The sequence below is a fragment of the Methylobacterium sp. B1 genome (assembly GCF_000333255.1).
GTDB lineage: Bacteria > Pseudomonadota > Alphaproteobacteria > Rhizobiales > Beijerinckiaceae > Methylobacterium > Methylobacterium fujisawaense.
Genome location: NZ_BACT01000968.1, coordinates 1 through 803 on the forward strand (window position 1 = coordinate 1; position 803 = coordinate 803).

Genomic DNA, 803 nt, shown 5'->3' on the forward strand with positions numbered 1-803 from the left:
CATCAGCCCGGCATAGACATCGGCGAGGTTTGTATCGACGACGACCAGCGCGGCATCCGACTGGGACAGGCTATCGGCGAGGGCCTGGCCGCGGCCGGCGCAGTCCAGGCAAACCACGCGCAGGCCGAGACGGACGAGGCCGAGCCGCATGGCCTCGGCCTGACCGAGATCCTGCACCAGAAGCGCCACGGTCTGACCGGCGCGCAGGCCCTCGCTCCAGGCCCAGCGGGAAAATCGGTGCGGGCAGATCGCGGCGGCGGGTCCGGACGGTGCCACGCGACGATCCGCGTTGGCCCCTCCCGCATCGCCTGTCCGGACGCGCCGGTCGGCGTCCCGCGCCGGGACTGGAAGGAATGCCGCAGGAGGATGGACGCCGTACATGCGATGCGGACCGCCTGAATCTGGACAAATTGCAGGCTCTGGCGTGACGCGAGCAGGTTAACACTCTCTCACGCGCCGGCGTTCCACCGAAAAACGACGCCGTTTTCGTCGGCGTGCCGGGCAGGGACTGCCCCTATGGCCAACAGGCCGTGAAAGTAGATGCGCGGATTGCCGACAAATTCCGTCGCATTGGCGTGCGCACCGGACCGGCCTATGTCCCGGTGCCAGACGTGGCCCGCAAGAGGCCCCGCTCGATCGAGGAAACCACCGCGCATGCGCCCGACCACGACCCGGATCGCCGAGACCGCGCTGCGGGTCGCGGTGGCGGAGGACCGGCGCAGCCTCGCGGCGAGCCGGACCACCTTCCTGCGCCTGCTCGTCCCGGCCCTCGTCGCCCTGTTCGTCGTCCTGACGCTGGCGAT

The 803-nt window shown here is 69.9% G+C and carries 1 pseudogene; it reads right to left on the minus strand.

From position 1 onward, the window contains the following. A pseudogene (locus tag I53_RS27015) lies at window positions 1-276 on the minus strand (AMP-dependent synthetase); the annotation flags it as partial. Window positions 277-803 lie beyond the last annotated feature (527 nt).